Annotated in this window: 12 protein-coding genes; 6 read left to right on the forward strand and 6 right to left on the reverse strand. The window is 52.9% G+C overall.

The window, feature by feature from the left end:
- Nucleotides 1-42 precede the first annotated feature (42 nt).
- The 5 genes from P40081_RS01400 to P40081_RS01420 all read right to left on the reverse strand — a co-directional run bounded on the left by P40081_RS01400 (nt 43) and on the right by P40081_RS01420 (nt 5,861).
- Nucleotides 43-1,581, reverse strand: coding sequence for a lipopolysaccharide biosynthesis protein (locus P40081_RS01400; protein ID WP_042132823.1), 1,539 nt, complete (start codon nt 1,579-1,581; stop codon nt 43-45).
- The gene (locus tag P40081_RS01405) at nt 1,571-2,704 is read right to left on the reverse strand and encodes a polysaccharide pyruvyl transferase family protein (protein ID WP_042132824.1); all 1,134 of its coding nucleotides are present in this window, start codon (nt 2,702-2,704) and stop codon (nt 1,571-1,573) included. Before P40081_RS01405 ends, P40081_RS01400 begins: the two co-directional genes overlap by 11 nt.
- Nucleotides 2,701-3,756: a glycosyltransferase family 2 protein gene (locus P40081_RS01410; protein ID WP_042132825.1), complete on the reverse strand. Its 1,056-nt coding sequence runs from the start codon at nt 3,754-3,756 to the stop codon at nt 2,701-2,703. Before P40081_RS01410 ends, P40081_RS01405 begins: the two co-directional genes overlap by 4 nt.
- Nucleotides 3,757-3,786: 30 nt before the next feature.
- The gene (locus tag P40081_RS01415) at nt 3,787-4,722 is read right to left on the reverse strand and encodes a glycosyltransferase family A protein (protein ID WP_305954195.1); all 936 of its coding nucleotides are present in this window, start codon (nt 4,720-4,722) and stop codon (nt 3,787-3,789) included.
- Between the two features lie 263 nt (nt 4,723-4,985).
- Complete coding sequence (locus tag P40081_RS01420; protein ID WP_042132826.1) at nt 4,986-5,861, reverse strand: aldose 1-epimerase family protein; 876 nt, start codon at nt 5,859-5,861, stop codon at nt 4,986-4,988.
- A gap of 191 nt (nt 5,862-6,052) precedes the next feature.
- Here P40081_RS01420 and P40081_RS01425 point away from each other — a divergent pair, with 191 nt between their 5' ends.
- The 6 genes from P40081_RS01425 to P40081_RS01450 all read left to right on the forward strand — a co-directional run bounded on the left by P40081_RS01425 (nt 6,053) and on the right by P40081_RS01450 (nt 15,000).
- Entirely contained in the window at nt 6,053-7,282 is a 1,230-nt protein-coding gene (locus P40081_RS01425) for a Zn-dependent hydrolase (protein WP_042132827.1), read from the forward strand.
- A gap of 678 nt (nt 7,283-7,960) precedes the next feature.
- Complete coding sequence (locus P40081_RS01430) at nt 7,961-9,544, forward strand: extracellular solute-binding protein (protein ID WP_042140644.1); 1,584 nt, start codon at nt 7,961-7,963, stop codon at nt 9,542-9,544.
- A gap of 82 nt (nt 9,545-9,626) precedes the next feature.
- Nucleotides 9,627-10,544, forward strand: a complete 918-nt coding sequence (locus P40081_RS01435; RefSeq protein ID WP_042132828.1) for an ABC transporter permease — start codon at nt 9,627-9,629, stop codon at nt 10,542-10,544.
- 36 nt (nt 10,545-10,580) lie between these two features.
- Nucleotides 10,581-11,465 (forward strand): carbohydrate ABC transporter permease, encoded by an 885-nt coding sequence (locus P40081_RS01440; protein WP_042132829.1) that lies wholly within the window; start codon nt 10,581-10,583, stop codon nt 11,463-11,465.
- A gap of 52 nt (nt 11,466-11,517) precedes the next feature.
- The gene (locus tag P40081_RS01445) at nt 11,518-13,851 is read left to right on the forward strand and encodes a helix-turn-helix domain-containing protein (protein WP_042132830.1); all 2,334 of its coding nucleotides are present in this window, start codon (nt 11,518-11,520) and stop codon (nt 13,849-13,851) included.
- A gap of 18 nt (nt 13,852-13,869) precedes the next feature.
- Nucleotides 13,870-15,000: a glycoside hydrolase family 88 protein gene (locus P40081_RS01450; protein ID WP_042132831.1), complete on the forward strand. Its 1,131-nt coding sequence runs from the start codon at nt 13,870-13,872 to the stop codon at nt 14,998-15,000.
- A gap of 158 nt (nt 15,001-15,158) precedes the next feature.
- Here the strand turns inward: P40081_RS01450 and sigJ are convergent, their stop codons facing one another.
- Entirely contained in the window at nt 15,159-16,022 is an 864-nt protein-coding gene (sigJ, locus tag P40081_RS01455) for an RNA polymerase sigma factor SigJ (protein ID WP_042132832.1), read from the reverse strand.
- Nucleotides 16,023-16,294 lie beyond the last annotated feature (272 nt).

Below are 16,294 nucleotides of genomic sequence, written 5' to 3' on the forward strand. Positions count from 1 at the left end.
TATGCGGCTGGAATGGGAATCTGCGCTACCCCATTTCCAGCATTACAGCGTCTGCCCGGCCGCAACCTTCCGCTTAAGCTTAAGCTTCGTTCTGAATTTCTTGGCGTAGCTCCAGGTATAGAGGAAGACCTCGCGTTCCATCAGAGAACCCACCAGGAAATAGATCGGCAGGATAATCACACCCAGCAGCGCGCCCCAGAGGATTACGCCGGTGTAGGAGGTGATGCTCAGATTCAGCTTGGTCGTAATGAACACGATTGCCGCGAAGACGGCGACGTTCGTAAGCCATCTGCGGAAGGTGATCCATGGGCTGCGCTCCAGCAGCACCCGGCTGGCGTAGACCACAATATCGATCGAACGGTAGAGCAGAGCAACAATAGTTCCCATTAGCACACCGTAGATTCCGAAGAAGATTACGAACACAATCGAAGCTCCGAGGTTGATCGCCGACTCCAGAATCGAACGGAATTGTGTGTTGCGGAAATGTCCGGCAATGGTAATCAGGTTGTTCGACGACGTGCGGGCATTGGTCAGCAGCTTGATCACCACGAACAGAATCGGCAGCCAGAAGTTGATATAATTCACATCGTTGACCCCGGCGGTGTACAGCCGCATGAACGGTAGAATCAGAATATAGACCACGGTCAGAATGGAGAAGATCAGGCCCATGAAATAGACCTCATACGCATCATAGAATTTGACAAAAGCCTCTTTGCCCTCATGATAGCTCTGCCCCAGCGCCGATTTGACGCTGCCGTTGACGGTCTGGACGATGTTGTCGACGATGGTGAAGATCATATTGTACATCACGTAGATACTGACAATCTTCAGGTTGGTGAAGATCGTCAGGATCAGCACATCCGTGTTACGGAAGATGAGATAGGAGATCTCATGCACCATGACGGAATTCTTTTGTCCAATGGCGGCAAAATCAGGCGTCATACTGAGATCCATCCATTTGTAATGCCGCTTCGCATAGATATAGAACGCGACAATCTGCAGCAGAGTCAGCACGAAGAACGAGGCCTGGACGGCGATGATGTTCACGCCCTGCAGCAGCAGGATGATACGAACCACGTTGTTCAGAATGTTCGCTACAGTGACGATAGAGGTCTCAATATAGCTTTTACCCTCGGCAATCAGGAGGACCCTGAACTTGCCCTGAAAGTAATAATTGATCGCTCCGCCGAGGCCGGAGAACAGGATAATGGCCACTACGCTGATACTGCTGATCTCTGAATGAATGACCAGCGGATAGATAACCGCCAGCAGCACGACTGAGATGAAATAGTAGATCCCGGTTTTTTTGTAGTAGCTGGAGGTAGCGGCCAGAATGGAGTTGATGTGGCTCCGGTCGTTGCCGGCCACCGGCTTATAGAGTGCCTGCAGCGATGCCGCGCCAACCCCTGCCTCAAGCAGGGCGAAATAACTGATAATCTGCACAATCGAGGCAATCAGTCCGTTCGCTTCCGAGCCGTAGTTAACCATGATCAGGCGGGGGATGAAGAAACCGAGGATAATGGTAATCACCTGGCTGGTAAGCCCGAAGCCCAGGTTCAGCATGCTCCGTTTAGCTTTCATAGCTTCTTCTCCCTTCCAGCAGCGGTTCGGGTGTCAGATAAGCATCCAATTGCTCAAAATGCTTCTCCGCCTGGTTCGCCTGCAGCGTTACATCGAGCGTACCCGCAGCCATGCTCTCATAGACCTGCTCGGGCGTCAGCTCAGCCAAATGGGCGAAGTCCGTATACGCCCCCCCGAAATAAGCATCCTGCATCACGTTGATCATCTTGTTGCTGTAAGCCACGGGAAACACCGGTTTGCCGAACACCCAGCCGAGGATCATCGCATGGAATCTGGAGGCGACAATGCAGCTTGCACCGGACAGCACGGCGAGAATCTCATCCATATCTGTTTTGTAGAGATGGGCGTGGGTGTGGGCCTGAAGCTCCGCAGGAATCAGATTCAGGATCAGACTGATCGCTTCCTGGTCCCCTTCATGCTGACAGAAGGACATGAAATGCACGTCATACCCCTGCTGAATGAAATAGATTGCAACATCTTTCATTTTTTCATAATAGAGGTTGTCAAAACCGTCTAAAGCTTTGGACGAGGGCTTGATCACGGAAATGGCAAGGGTCTTACCCTCCACAGCCGGAGTTCTACCGCCGCTGTATTTCAGCTGAAAAATAATATCCGGCGCAAGCCGCACATTGTCCAGATCCTTAAACAGGTCATAGGAATATTGCTCCCGGAAAGAGACATCGGCATAATTCTGGAAGATTTCCCTATATTGCTGGTAGTAGGCCTCATCCTTGTACGGGCCGAAGTTCGCACCCATCAGGTAATAGGGCTTGCTTTTATTGCGAAGGGCTTCAGCACCAGCCACATATTCTTCCCACTGTTCACCTTGCATAAAAATAGACCCGCCGATATGCACGGTTCCGTCGCCCTGATCCGTCAGCAGCTTCTGCACGAAGTTCGGATGAAGCTTTAATTTGCGGAAAATATAGTTGATCCCCCGCAGCAGCACGGAGTCCGAGGCATACACCTTGAGATTACGGAGGTCTTTGAAGACGAGCTTATATTGCTGCGGGGCAATCAGCATAAACCGGGTACCGGGGTATCGCTCACATAACACTTTAATGAACAAATCATCGCCCAAATTGAACTCTGTATATGCATTGATCATCATCGTCTTCTTCATATCTTGATTTCCTTTCTGCCCATCACGGTCTTGAGCTTCTGTTTGAATTGGACCCAGTTTCTATCGATAACAATCAGCGCTCTGTATAAGGACGGGGAGATTAAGAAGGCTCTGATCTGCAGCGCGAGCTGGCGGTCGTCCCCCTGGTATTGACGTATGATCGGCCGCATCTCCTGGGGAAGTCCGGGATAACGGGCATCCATATCCTGAAGCAGGCGCCTGACATCCATTCCCGCAGTGCCGTTCAGACAGGTCTTCAGGTTGTAAAAGTAGTTCTCGGTCAGCTCCCGGTTCAGCAGCAATTCGGATATCTCAGGTGTCCCGTCAAAGGGATGGGCTCTGAAATAATCAGCTACCCGCTTGAATGCATCGACCATATCGAATTTGTTCACGTTATACGTATTGGAGATAGAGGAGGTTCTCTGCAGATAGAAGGACAGCACATCCGGGATGGATATGGCCCGCGAGGCCCGCGACAGGGCTTTGTAGATGAATTCCTGATCTTCCCCGTTCACGCAGCGCTCGGTGTAGCGGATGCCGTTGTCCAGCAGAAAGGTCCGTTTGAAGGCGATGCTGCCGGTCCAGATTCTGAGGCTTTTATGCACGAAAATATTCTTCAGCGCTTCGCTCCCCGTAGTGTCGCTTGCTGCTGAAGTGAAGTTTACAATCGTGGACTTGTCTTCGCGGACCAGACTGTAACCCCAGCAGAGAATATCCGGAGCAGCGCTCCAGGTATGTGCTTCAATGCTCTGCACCAGTCCGCTGGCAATATAATCATCCCCGTCCAGGAACAGCACATAGTCGCCGCTGGCTGCTGCAAGCCCGGTGTTTCTGGCGGCGCTCACTCCGGCATTGGCCGTGCGGATCAGCTTGGCTCTCAGGATGGGATGCCGCGCCAGAATCGCTTCGGCCACCTCGTACGTACGGTCCGTAGAGCCGTCGTCGACCATAATCACTTCGAACCGCTTCTCGCTCTGGTCCAGGAGTGAATCCAGCAATGGAGCCACATAACGCTCTAAATTGTACATGGGAACTACAATGCTTACACTCATAACTCCACTCCCTTCCTGAGTTTTGACGGATTACCCGGCGGTCTGGCTGTTGAAGATCTCCTTCAGCCCCTTCTTATAGCCCTTGATAGCGGCGACATTCTTCTTGGGCTGCTCGCGGAGAATGAGGTAGAGCGTGGTCCACATCAGGGCGAGATAGCCGATGGGGCCCGACCGTTTATCCTTGAGCAAATGCACATGATTCAGCACCCGGGTATAGGCGACATCTTCGAGATTGTCCCGGGAGGCCGGAGATTCATGATGCAGTAGCTTGAGCTCAGGATTGATATACAAAGGGCCGGAGCTCCGGGCGATGCGGGACATGAGAATATCTTCACCGACGCTGTAGCTGGTAAGCCAGGGAACGGGCTTCAGGTCCTGAATTGCCGCTTTTTTGAAGGACATGTTGCAGCCATGCTGGAATTCAGTCTTGAAGATCTTCCGGGCTTTATGCCAGTTGTACATGGACCCGGCTTGACCGCTTAAGGAGAGCTTGCCGCTCGACAGGGATTGCTGGAAGGACAGCAGGCAGCGGATGGTTCCGAGGAAGCTGTTCCGCATCCCGATGGCGATACCGCCGACTCCTGCGCAGTTAGGATAATCATCGTAGGTTTGAATCAAGGTAGACAGGTAGTGAGCGGGGATTTCGACGTCATCATCCAGGAAGAGGATTTTGTCCATGGTGGACAGTTCGACTGCCTTGATCCGGGATAACCATAATCCCCGGTCCGTCTTGCTGAAATAAGTCAAAGGATAACCGCATCCGGTAAGTAAAGCTTCAAATTCAGTAAGTACACGGGCTGGTATTTCGCCGTCATCTATAAGTATGACCTCAATGGGGTATGTCCTGCCTATGTCTTGTTTAGTTATAGAATGAATGCACCGTGTCAGGTCCTGTACCCGGTTCCTCGTGCAGATAGCCACTGACAATCCTTGCATATACTCCACTCCCTTATCCATTTCTCCCATTCTATGTGTAGTGAATTAACTACCTTAAGCTTACTATTGGCAGTAAAAGGTTGTATATACTACTTTAGTTTACTTATTGGACGGCCTGCCGCCGCAAGCGTAGGATATGGATTATAATTTGACACAAAAAGCCGCATCCACCGTTAGGTGGCTGCGGCCGATATGTTTTGGGGTCCCCGGAAAGTACCTGAATCATCATCGAAGATAAGGCCCCACTTTGTGGGGTTATTTTGTTCTTCGAGAAACGGTGGAGCAACAACCGGTTAGTTGAACGTAATCGTAAGCGAGCTTGTAGACTGGCCGCCCGGCGGCAGGGAGATGGCTCCCGCTTTATCACGGATGTCCCCGGTGAAGTCTTCACTGTCTGCTACACCATGCCAGGGCTCAATGCACAGGAACGGTGCGTTCTTCGGCTGCCAGATCCCGAGATCAGGGAAGTTATGGTAAGCTACGCTTACGCTTTTGGCAGACAGCTTGCTCTTCAGCGCTACAGACTGCGAGCTTACATTCTTGAAGACGAGTGCGTCATGCTCAAACATCTCATGGTTTAGCGGCAGAATGTTCTCTTCTTGCAAGAGCGGATCGGTCTGGCCGTTAATCAACTGGCCGGTAAAATTCAGGAACAGGCGGTCTAACGTTTCCTTTTGCTCAAATTCAAGATAATAATCCGCGAAGCTGCCCTCTCCGGCAATCGGGCAATTGAATGCAGGGTGGGTGCCGATCTGGAAGAAAATTTCCTGTTCATCTGAATTCTCCACACGGTAGCTGATCTCAAGGGTGCTTCCGCTCAGGATATAGGTGAGGAACAGGTTGAATTTGTACGGGTAGACCGCCAACGTGCTCTCACTATGCGAGAGCCGGAAGATCGCCTGGGTATCACTTGCCTCCTGCAGCGTGAATTCACTGCGTCTGGCGAAGCCGTGATTGGCAATCTTATAAGCTTGCCCGTCCGCTTTGATCTCGCCTTGGATGGCTGCGCCGATAATCGGGAACAGCACTGGTGAACGGCCTGTCCAATAGGCGGCATCCCCGCTCCACATATATTCAGTCTCCGTATCTGTTCTTCTGAAGCTGATCAGCTCGGCTCCGAGTGAACTGATCACAGCTTCGGCTGTGCCGCTGCGCAAAAGGGTATTCATATGCTTAGCTCCTCTCAAATTATGCTTCCTACCAGCTCATATTCTATCAGACTTCCCCAATCGCGTTATAACATAACGTGAACAAAACCAAAAAATATTATTACAGTCTGTAAAATGAAAATAATACGGAATGGTATAACATATATAGAAAGCAATAATTCCAAGAGCGTTCGAAACGGAGGAATAGGGCCATGCAGCTGCAGCGGATATTCGTGAACGGTGAGAGATTGAAGAATACGATCGAGTCATTCGCCGATTTCGGGCGGACGGACAACAACGGGGTCACCCGGTTATCGCTGTCGGAGCAGGATGTGCGGGTGCGAGGCTATTTCACTTCCTGCGCAGAAGAGCTGGGAATGGCCGTGAAAGTCGATGATATGGGAAATATGTACGCTACGCTTGCGGGCAGTGAAGAAGGTCCGCCCATAGTGATCGGATCGCATCTGGATACTGTCAAGAAAGGCGGCAGATTCGATGGGGTGCTCGGTGTAATCGCGGGTTTGGAAGTGGTAAGAACCCTGGTTGACCATGGTATTAAGCCGCGCTTGCCAATAACAGTGATGAATTTCACCAACGAGGAAGGTGCCCGCTTCGAGCCGTCGATGATGGCTTCGGGTGTCTTGGCGGGCAAGTTCGACAAGGCGGAGATGCTGAAGAAGAAGGACCCGGAGGGTACGACCTTCGGTGAAGCGCTGCAGGCCAGCGGCTATGCGGGCGATGCGGAGAACCGGATCAAGGAAGCGACGGCTTATCTGGAGCTGCATATCGAGCAGGGACCTGTGCTGGAGAAAGAAAATCTTAAGATCGGCCTGGTCGACTGTGTTGTCGGGATGGCCTGTTATGAGATTGAAGTGACAGGCGAATCGGACCATGCGGGCACCACGCCGATGGATATGCGTAGGGATGCGCTTTTTGCCGCTACAGATATAATTACGGAGCTGCGGCGGAAGCTGGCTGTACTGGACTCCGAGCTGGTCTATACCATGGGGAGAATGAACGTGCTGCCTAATATTCATACCGTTATTCCGAACAAGGTGATCTTCACCGTGGAAGCCCGACATAAGGATATGGATATTGTCCGTGAAGTAGAGGCGATTATTAACGGTCTGCCTGAGGAACTGCTGGAGTGTAGTGTGTCGAAGACGAAGCTGTGGGGACGCGATACCGTATGGTTCGATACGGAGGTCTGTGCCCTGGTTGAGCAAGCTACCCGGAAACTGGGCTATAGCAGCCGGAAGATGGCCAGCGGAGCAGGGCATGATGCCCAGTTCGTGGCCGGATTCCTGCCGTCGGCGATGATTTTTGTACCCAGTGTGAAGGGGAAAAGCCACTGCGAGGAAGAGCTCACTTCTTATGATGAGTGCGAGATGGGCGTGAATGTGGTGCTGGAAACGGTGCTGGCGGTGTTGGCGAGTTCCTGACGGATGGCTTGCAGGCTGGGCGAATTGCATAGATTGATGTCAAAGACTTTAAGACACTTAACCGGTATCTTTTTTCTTTATATAGGAAATTATTGGTACCCGCTGAAACCCTCTAATTCCGCTGAAAGTGGGCGGTACGGGGATGAGCCGAATGTACACGAAAAACCGAGTACATTGTGCCAACGATAGGGTAGATGGGCCGAATGTATGCGAAAAACCGAGTACAATGTGCCAATGATAGGGTAGACGAGCCTGATGTATGCGAAAAACCGAGTACAATGTGCCAACGATAGGCTAGACGAACCAAATGTACATGAAAAACCGAGTACATTTGCCACTCCGGTGCAGGGAGAGAGTATGTGCAATGCCGCGACAACGCTGCAGTTTGATATAATATGAAAGCGTAATCATCACTCGCAATAACCCGGATTGGAATATCAGGCGAAATCAATCCCGATTTCTTAGCATCCGTATGCAATTCCTGTGATGGACTGGCAGTAATCAATATATCGATATCGCAGCAAGAATGGGAGATAGTCAAGGCTGGCGTACGGCGTTAAGTTGGAGGAGCAGGAGGCAGCTTCGGTAGGGCCGCAGGACCGCAAAACCGCAAGACTGCAGGACCGGTGCTCCGGCGATGGCCTTTCTATTAAGAACACATGGGGGAGATGTGAAGGGATGAAGAGATCTTGGAGACAACGGATGATGCTCGGCACCAGCTTGCTGCTGGCTATAGGCGGACTGGCAGGCTGCTCGGGCGGGAACGGGAACGGGAATGCCGGAGGAGCGGCAGCGGATGAGCCTACCCCAATTTCGATCTGGGCGTCACTGAATACGAATGTGTCAATTACGCTGAAGAACATGAGTGAGATTACGGCGATTCAGGAGTGGGAGAAGAAGACCAACATTAAGACGGAATTCCAGCATCCCGCCGTCGGTGCGGAGACGGAGCAGTTCAATGTCATGCTGGCTTCTAATGAGCTGCCGGATGTGATGTTCGTCTACGGGGATTATTCCAAGCTGTACACGGACGGCACGATCATTAAGCTGAACGACCTGATTGACCGGTACGCGCCCAACCTGAAGAAGATTCTGGACGAGAATCCCGAGGTCGCGAAACAATTGAAAGCGGATAACGGAGACATCTACGCGATTCCCCATCTGCGGCTGGGCAAATATAAGACGTTCGGAGGCACATTCATCCGCCAGGACTGGCTGGACGAATTGAATCTCCAGCAGCCGGAGACGCTCGCTGAATGGGAGACGGTATTGAAGGCGTTCAAGGAAAAGAAAGGGGTCACCGCTCCGCTCCTGTTCGGTGCACCGCCTAAGCTGACTACGATGGGCCCGGCGGCCCCTACCTTCCTCGAAGCCTACGGGATCACGAATACAATCTTCCTGAAGGACGGTAAGGTAGCCTACGGGCCGACAGAGCCGGAATTCAAAGAATTCCTGACCACGTTCCACCGCTGGTATCAGGAGGGCCTGATTGATCCTGACTTCGCCACGAATGATCAGAAAACCTATGATGCCAAGATTCTGGGCGGTCAGGCCGGCGCCTTCTTTGCCTTCATTGGCGGCGGCATTGGACGTTATCTGCCTGCACTGCAGGAGAAGGAGCCGGAGGCCAACCTTACCGCGGTGCAGTACCCTGTAGTGAACAAGGGGGATGAGCCGATGTTCACCGGCCGGTCCTGGGAGTGGAGCGGTGCCGGCGCGACGATTACCAAGAGCAACAAGAACCCGGAGGAAACCGTGAAGGCGCTGGACTACTTCTTCAGTGAAGAAGGCCATATGCTGAAGAACTTCGGCGTAGAGGGTGTAACGTACACGATGAAGGACGGATATCCGACCTACACGGATGAGATTCTGAAGAATCCGGACGGGTTGTCGGTGGTTCAGGCGATGGCGAAGCATTTCATTGCCAATTATCCGTTTGTCGGTGAGGATGATGACCGGTACAACGAGCAGTATTACCAGTATCAGCAGCAGAAGGACGCGGTTGCGCTCTTTTCCAAATACAGCGATAACACACTCAAGGTAGGTCTTCCCCCGGTCAGCCTGACTACAGAGGAGTCCACAGAGTACAGCAAAATTATGAGCGATATTACTACTTACCGTGATGAGATGTTCATCAAATTCGTCATCGGTGCGGAACCGATAGAGAACTTCGGCAAGTTTACCGCCCAGATTGACAAGTTCAATGTGAAGCGGGCGATTGAAATTCAGCAGGCAGCCTTAGACCGCTATAACGCCAGATAAGACAGAGGAGCTGTCCGCGGGGCGGTGAATGAGAATTTTACCCCCGCGGACCTGCAATGAAGAAGAGGAAAGGAGGGAGACTATGCCGCAGAAGTTATCTCTGGTATGGATGAATTATAAAAAGAACAAAGCGATCTACTGGATGGCACTCCCGGTTGTATTGTATTTTCTGGTATTTAAGTATTTGCCGATGTATGGTGCGGTGATCGCTTTTAAGGAATATACCGTCGGCAAAGGAATTTGGGGCAGTGATTGGGTGGGGCTGCAGCATTTCCGCGATTTTTTCCAGAGTTATTATTTCTGGCGGATTCTCAAAAACACGCTGGTCTTAAGCTTCTATCAGCTGCTGTTCGGATTCCCGGCTCCGATCCTGCTTGCGCTGCTGCTCAATGAGCTCAGGCATGAAATGTTCAAGCGCACGGTGCAGACCGTCTCTTATATTCCCCACTTTATCTCGATTGTGGTCATTTGCGGAATGGTGGTCGATTTCTCGTCCCGCGACGGGCTGTTTAATTCCATAATTGTTTTCTTTGGCGGGCAGAGCAGCGCACTGCTGAGTGATCCGGGTAATTTCCGTACGATCTATACTGCATCTTCGGTCTGGCAGGAGCTGGGGTTCTCGACGATTATCTATCTGGCTGCGCTAAGCGGTATTAATCCTGAACTCTATGACGCCTCTAAGGTAGACGGGGCCAGCCGGATGCGCCAGGTATGGCATATCACCCTGCCGGGTATTATTCCGATGATTGTTATTCTCCTGATTCTGCGTGTGGGCGGACTGATGGAGATCGGCTTCGAGAAGGTCATTCTGCTCTATAATCCGAATATCTACGATACGGCAGATGTCATATCTACCTTTGTCTACCGCAAAGGGATCAGTGAGAGTGCCGAGTTCAGCTATACTACTGCCGTCGGACTGTTTCAGTCGGTGGTCAACTTCATTCTGCTCATTGGCGCCAACCGGCTGTCCAAAGCGGTATCTGACAACAAGCTGTTCTAGTGCCGCTTCACCAGGAAGACAAAGTGAGGGATTCCCATGAAAATCAAAAGAACCATAGGAGAACGGCTGTTTGACAGTGCCAATACGCTGATCATGCTCCTTCTCATCATTATCACCCTGTATCCGCTGTGGCATGTGCTGAATGCATCGTTAAGCGACTCTAACCGGCTGATGGCCCATAGCGGGCTGCTGCTTCTTCCGGACGGGTTCAATCTGGACAGCTACAAGCTGGTGCTGAGCAATCCGAGCATTCTCTCCGGCTACAGGAATACGGTTGTGATCGTGGTGCTGGGTACGGCGCTCAATCTGCTGTTCACCATTCTGGGTGCATATACCCTGTCCCGCAAAAGCTTCATGCTCCGCAATCCGATCATGCTGGCCATTGTGTTCACCATGTTCTTCAACGGCGGGATTATTCCCACCTATCTGCTGATTAACAATACGCTGCACATGGGGAACAACCTGATGGCGCTGATTGTACCGGGACTGGTCAGCAGCTATAATCTGATCATTATGCGTACGGCCTTCCAGGAGATTTCCGAGAGTCTGCTGGAATCAGCGAGAATTGATGGTGCGGGAGAGGTACGAATTCTCTGGCGGATTGTGGTACCCTTATCCATGCCGGTAATTGCAGTTATGATTCTATTCTACGGAGTGTCCCACTGGAACTCCTGGTTCAGCGCTATTCTGTATATCCGCGACCGTAATCTGTACCCACTTCAGCTGATATTGCGGGAAATTCTAATCCAGAACAGCACGGATTCAATGACTACCGCAGCGGCGATGGGGGATAAGGAAGCGATCGGAGAAAGTGTGAAATACGCAACGGTAATGGTGGCTACGCTGCCGATTCTCTTTATCTATCCATTTTTACAGAAGTATTTTGTGAAAGGCGTCATGATTGGCGCGATCAAGGAATAACCCGGGGCCCTATCCGGATTACACCATCATCATGAACAAGAGGAGGAGAGCCATGAAGAAGAAAAGCATCCTGCTGTCCTGGAGCCTCTCTTATCTGGTCATCCTGCTCATTCCGGTCACCATCGGTGCGGCCGTATTTGCGGAGTCCCGCAGTCTGCTGGAGGAGGAGGTCAGCCGCTCCAACAGGGTCCTGCTGTCCCAGGTACAGGAGACGATCGACAGCCAGATTGGAGATATCAGCAGCATCAGCAGCCAGCTGATGGCCGATTCCCAGCTGAGCAGCTTCATTAATCACGCGTCCGAACAGGATGCCAGGTGGCGGCTGATGGGACTGGAGCTGATTAAGAACCTCAAATCGATCCGGATCGGGAATGGATTGATTCGTGAATTGTACATCTATGTGAAATCTGCAGATGTGGCACTGTCCTCCTCATCGCTTGTCTCCAAGAACCTGTTGTATGAGATTTATTATGAGGGAACCGGGGTGAGCGAGCAGGAGTGGACCCGGCTGATGCAGGATTCGGACGAGAGCCTATTCCGCAAAATGAAGGTCTTCAGCGAGGACCGCCGCATTGAGGAGACGCTGGTCTACCTGCAGCCTTTTCCGATCCAGCTGTCAGGTAACAGTCCGGCCACCTTTGTGGTTACCCTGGACCCGGAACGGTTTCAGCAGGCGATCAACAATGTGCGTCTGGAACAAGAGAGCATCGTGTTCATACTCGACCGGGACGGGCGTACGTTATTCTCTACCGGGACAGTTGAAACCCCTTACACGATACACAGCTATTTGCTGCAGAATAAGAATAGCGGAAGACGGACGGGAACGGCAGACTGGAACGGGGAATCGGTGACGGTCTCCCAGATCTCCTCTAACGTGCAGGACTGGCAATATGTCTCCATCGTTCCCACGCGCATTTATGCCAAGAAGCTGATGGTGATCCGAAACATCACATTCACCGGCGTGGCGGCTGTCCTGCTGCTGGGCGGTGTGGCTGCCTGGTGGTTCACCCGGCGCAATTACCGCCCGCTAGGCCGGATTATGAGTATTATTTCCGATAAAGTCAAAGGGAAGCTGGAGCAGCCGGATGATGAATTCGGTATTCTGCAAACGGTGTTGACCCGGGCCTGGGAAGAGCAGGATCAGTTCGCCAGCAGGCTGAAGGAGCAGCAAATGACGGTGCGCAGCAGCTTCCTGGCAAGGCTGCTGAAAGGGCGGGTGCAGCCGGGAGCAGGGTTTGCTGCGGAGCTGGACCGCCTTGGCATCTGTTTTGAAAGCGACTCCTTTGCCGTATTGCTGGTGCACATCGAGAATTATGAAGGGCTTTTCCGTACCCGGGCACCTGAGGACAAAGAGGAGAAGCGCCAGTTCGTCCACCTGATTCTGTCCAATGTGCTGGAGGAGCTGATGGGCGCGGCCGGTCCCGTCTATTCCGCTGAAATGGACGGGCGAATCGCCTTCCTGGTCAATATCCGGGGGGATGCAGGTGAGGCCGTTCCGCAGCTGATCCATGCCGCCGGGGAGGCGCAGCATTTCATCCATTCACGCTTCCTCATCTATTTCTCGGTTGGAGTCAGCAGCGTCCACAAGTCCATTGCTGAGATTTCGGCCTGCTTCCAGGAGTCAGAGGAGGCGCTGGAGTACCGGCTGATTCTTGGCATCGGCCAGATTATTGACCAGCACAGGATCCGGCAGCCCAAGGAGGAGCTCTATTATCCGCTTGATCTGGAGCGTCAGCTTGTCAATTATATCGCTACAGGTAATTATGCCCGCTCTACTGAGGTCATGAACGAAATTCTGATGACCAATTTTGCCGGGGAGCCCTTGTCTGTAGAGCTGGCCCGCTGCCTGATGTTCGAACTGATCGGCACCATGCTGAAGGCAACGGAGCAGCTCAAAACCGATGACCTGAAGGAGCCGGCCGGGCGCAATGAACTGGTCCGCCAGCTGTTTGCCTGTGAGACCTTTGAGGAGATTGAGGCCGGACTGCTGCATATTCTGGAGACGGTCTGCCAAATGGTGCATGAACGCAAGCGTTCCCATAATACCGAGCTGAAGGATCAGCTCCTGGAATTCATTCATGAGAATTACGCTGATGTTAATTTGGGGCTGACCCATATATCCGAACGGTTCCGGTTCCATCCTACGTATGTCTCCAAGTATTTCAAGGAGCAGACCGGCACCAATGTTATAGACTATATCAACCAGTACCGGATAGAAGAAGCCAAGAAAATCCTGCAGCAGGATGAATTGACCGTGCAGGAGGTATCCGAGCTGGTCGGCTTCCTGAACAGCAATTCCTTCATCCGTGTATTCAAGAAATACGAAGGGATCACTCCCGGCCAGTACAAGCAGAACAGCCGGCTGATCCAGCAGGGCAATCTATGAAGAGGAGCAATGTCTGATATGTGGCAAAAAGCGATTGAAGACGCACTTGGCGTAACCAAACGGAATATCCTGAGATTCGGGGACCGGTTCCCCCATGTGAGTACCGATGGAGAGCATTACACGCTGAATGACAATACGGAGTGGACAGCGGGCTTCTGGTCCGGCATTCTCTGGCTGTGCTCTGAATACAGTGAGGACCCGGTCTACCGCGAACAGGCGCTAAGAACCGTCCGTAGCTTCCGGCACCGCATGGACCATAAGATCATTTTTGATCATCATGATATAGGCTTCCTCTATTCCCTGTCCTCCAAAGCCCAGTGGATCATTGAGCAGGATACCGGGGCGGCGCAGCTGACGCTGGAGGCGGCGGATATGCTGATGAAGCGCTGGCGCGAAGCGGCCGGCTTAATTCAGGCCTGGGGGCCGGAGGGCGATTCCGTTAATGGCGGCCGGATTATTATCGATTGTCTGCTCAATCTGCCGCTGCTGCTCTGGGCGCATGAGCATACAGGCGTGGCCTCTTACCGGCGGGTGGCTGAGCTGCATGCCCGCAAAGCCCGCCGCTTCCTGGTGCGCGGCGATGGCTCAAGCTATCACACCTTCTACTTCGACCCGGCTACCGGAGACGCGATCCGCGGTGGAACGCATCAGGGCTATGGTGACGGCTCGACCTGGACGCGCGGGCAGGCGTGGGGCATCTACGGCTTCGCCTTAATCAGCCGTTATCTGCAGAGCGCGGAAATGCTGGAAACGGCGAAGCAGCTGGGCCGTTATTTCGTGTCACAGCTGCCGGAGGATGGGGTGGCGTATTGGGATTTCGATGCTCCTGTGGGACCGGACACGAAGCGGGACAGCTCGGCATCGGCGATTGCCGCCTGCGGACTGCTGGAGATTGCCGCTCAGCTGGGCGAAGCAGACCCGGAATACCGCTTCTTCCGGGAAGCGGCGGAGGCAGCAGTGAGAGCACTGGCGGAGCACTATTCCACCCATGGCAGCGGGGAAGCGGAAGGCCTGCTGAAGCATGGCTCGTATTCAGTCAGGGCCGGAGATTCGCCGGATGATTACACGATCTGGGGCGATTATTATTATCTGGAGGCGCTAATGCGGCTGGAGCGGGACATTCCGGGGTACTGGTATGAGCGGTCCTGACAAATCCCGTCTATGCGGGATGGCGGTTCCGGTCATAGAGCCGATTACCACACCGGAGGGATGTAATGAGAGACCGCATAGGATTGACGGCTGGGTGGCTGTGAAGGCACCGTACAGTCCGTGACATGAACAACACTTCCGGAAACCCGTTACCCGCCCTAACTCCCGGCATACTGCAGCTTGTCCGGATTGCGGACAATATATAAATTCCGGATCAGATTGTCCCGGGTATGCAGAAGTCCTATCGTATGAACACCTTCGTCCGAGCGGAGGATCAGGCCGGGCTGTCCGTTAATCCGGCCTGTTTCAATAGTCACCTCGCCGTTAATTGTAGCTGCCCCGCGCAAGGGTCCCAGCAGGAAGCGGGCTACAAGCTCGCGGGTGACTACCGGTTCGGCAGCAGCGCGTACTTTGCCTCCGCCGTCGGAGATCAGTTCGACTGCCGGATCAAGCATCGTCAGAATCCGGTTCATGTTGCCCTGCTTCAGGGCGGCCAGGAACCCGTGCACCCATTCCTCTGTAGCCGCCTCCGGCTGGACAGGCTCCCCGGGGATAAGGCCCATCTTGGCACTGGCCCGGCTGAAGAGCTTGCGGCAGTTCGGTTCACTTTTGTCGACCAGTCCGGCAATCTCCTGATATTCAAAGCCCAGCGCTTCACGAAGTACAAATACGGCCCGCTCGGCAGGGGTCAGCCGCTCCAGCAGGACAAGCATGGCATAGGATAAGAGATCATCCTGAACTACGGAGTCCATGGAATCCCCGTCTGTACCGGCAAGAGGCTCGGGCAGCCATTCGCCGAAATATTCCTCCCGCTGTCTGCGCGCAGATTTGTGCAGATCCCGGCAGCGGTTCGTGACCATTTTACACAGATAGGCTTTCGGTTCGGCCAGCCGCTCCGGCGGCACATCATACACCTTCAGGAATACGTCCTGAACCGCATCCTCGGCATCGGCGGCTGATCCGGTTAACTGGTAGGCAAGTTTAAACAATAGGTTCTTATACTGGGCATACAGCTCCTGCATAACGCCACTTCCAATCCTTATATATAGTCAATCTAACTCCGCTATAATGTAGACAAAATAAAGAGGAGATGTGTGACAGGAGAGAGCGGGGATGCGTGAAGGTGCCTATTATTCATGGCAGGTACGTCTGAAAACTGGACCGGACAAAAAATCTGCTGCTGCATTGTCACAGAACGAATAGCTGTCTCGTTATATGTCCGAAGGGCGGAACAAGGCCGGAAAACGCCAGGCGGAAGACAATGTCTGGACCGGACCTTAACTACAACAACCAG

Source organism: Paenibacillus sp. FSL P4-0081 (genome assembly GCF_000758565.1).
Lineage (GTDB): Bacteria > Bacillota > Bacilli > Paenibacillales > Paenibacillaceae > Paenibacillus_AQ > Paenibacillus_AQ phytohabitans.

Bases quoted from the DNA above. Each gene is read 5' to 3' on its own strand.
- sigJ (WP_042132832.1), bottom strand. From the start codon at position 16,022: ATGCAGGAGCTGTATGCCCAGTATAAGAACCTATTGTTTAAACTTGCC.
- P40081_RS01430 (WP_042140644.1), top strand. From the start codon at position 7,961: ATGAAGAGATCTTGGAGACAACGGATGATGCTCGGCACCAGCTTGCTG.
- P40081_RS01435 (WP_042132828.1), top strand. From the start codon at position 9,627: ATGCCGCAGAAGTTATCTCTGGTATGGATGAATTATAAAAAGAACAAA.
- P40081_RS01420 (WP_042132826.1), bottom strand. From the start codon at position 5,861: ATGAATACCCTTTTGCGCAGCGGCACAGCCGAAGCTGTGATCAGTTCA.
- P40081_RS01405 (WP_042132824.1), bottom strand. From the start codon at position 2,704: ATGAAGAAGACGATGATGATCAATGCATATACAGAGTTCAATTTGGGC.
- P40081_RS01415 (WP_305954195.1), bottom strand. From the start codon at position 4,722: ATGGGAGAAATGGATAAGGGAGTGGAGTATATGCAAGGATTGTCAGTG.
- P40081_RS01440 (WP_042132829.1), top strand. From the start codon at position 10,581: ATGAAAATCAAAAGAACCATAGGAGAACGGCTGTTTGACAGTGCCAAT.
- P40081_RS01425 (WP_042132827.1), top strand. From the start codon at position 6,053: ATGCAGCTGCAGCGGATATTCGTGAACGGTGAGAGATTGAAGAATACG.
- P40081_RS01410 (WP_042132825.1), bottom strand. From the start codon at position 3,756: ATGAGTGTAAGCATTGTAGTTCCCATGTACAATTTAGAGCGTTATGTG.
- P40081_RS01445 (WP_042132830.1), top strand. From the start codon at position 11,518: ATGAAGAAGAAAAGCATCCTGCTGTCCTGGAGCCTCTCTTATCTGGTC.
- P40081_RS01450 (WP_042132831.1), top strand. From the start codon at position 13,870: ATGTGGCAAAAAGCGATTGAAGACGCACTTGGCGTAACCAAACGGAAT.
- P40081_RS01400 (WP_042132823.1), bottom strand. From the start codon at position 1,581: ATGAAAGCTAAACGGAGCATGCTGAACCTGGGCTTCGGGCTTACCAGC.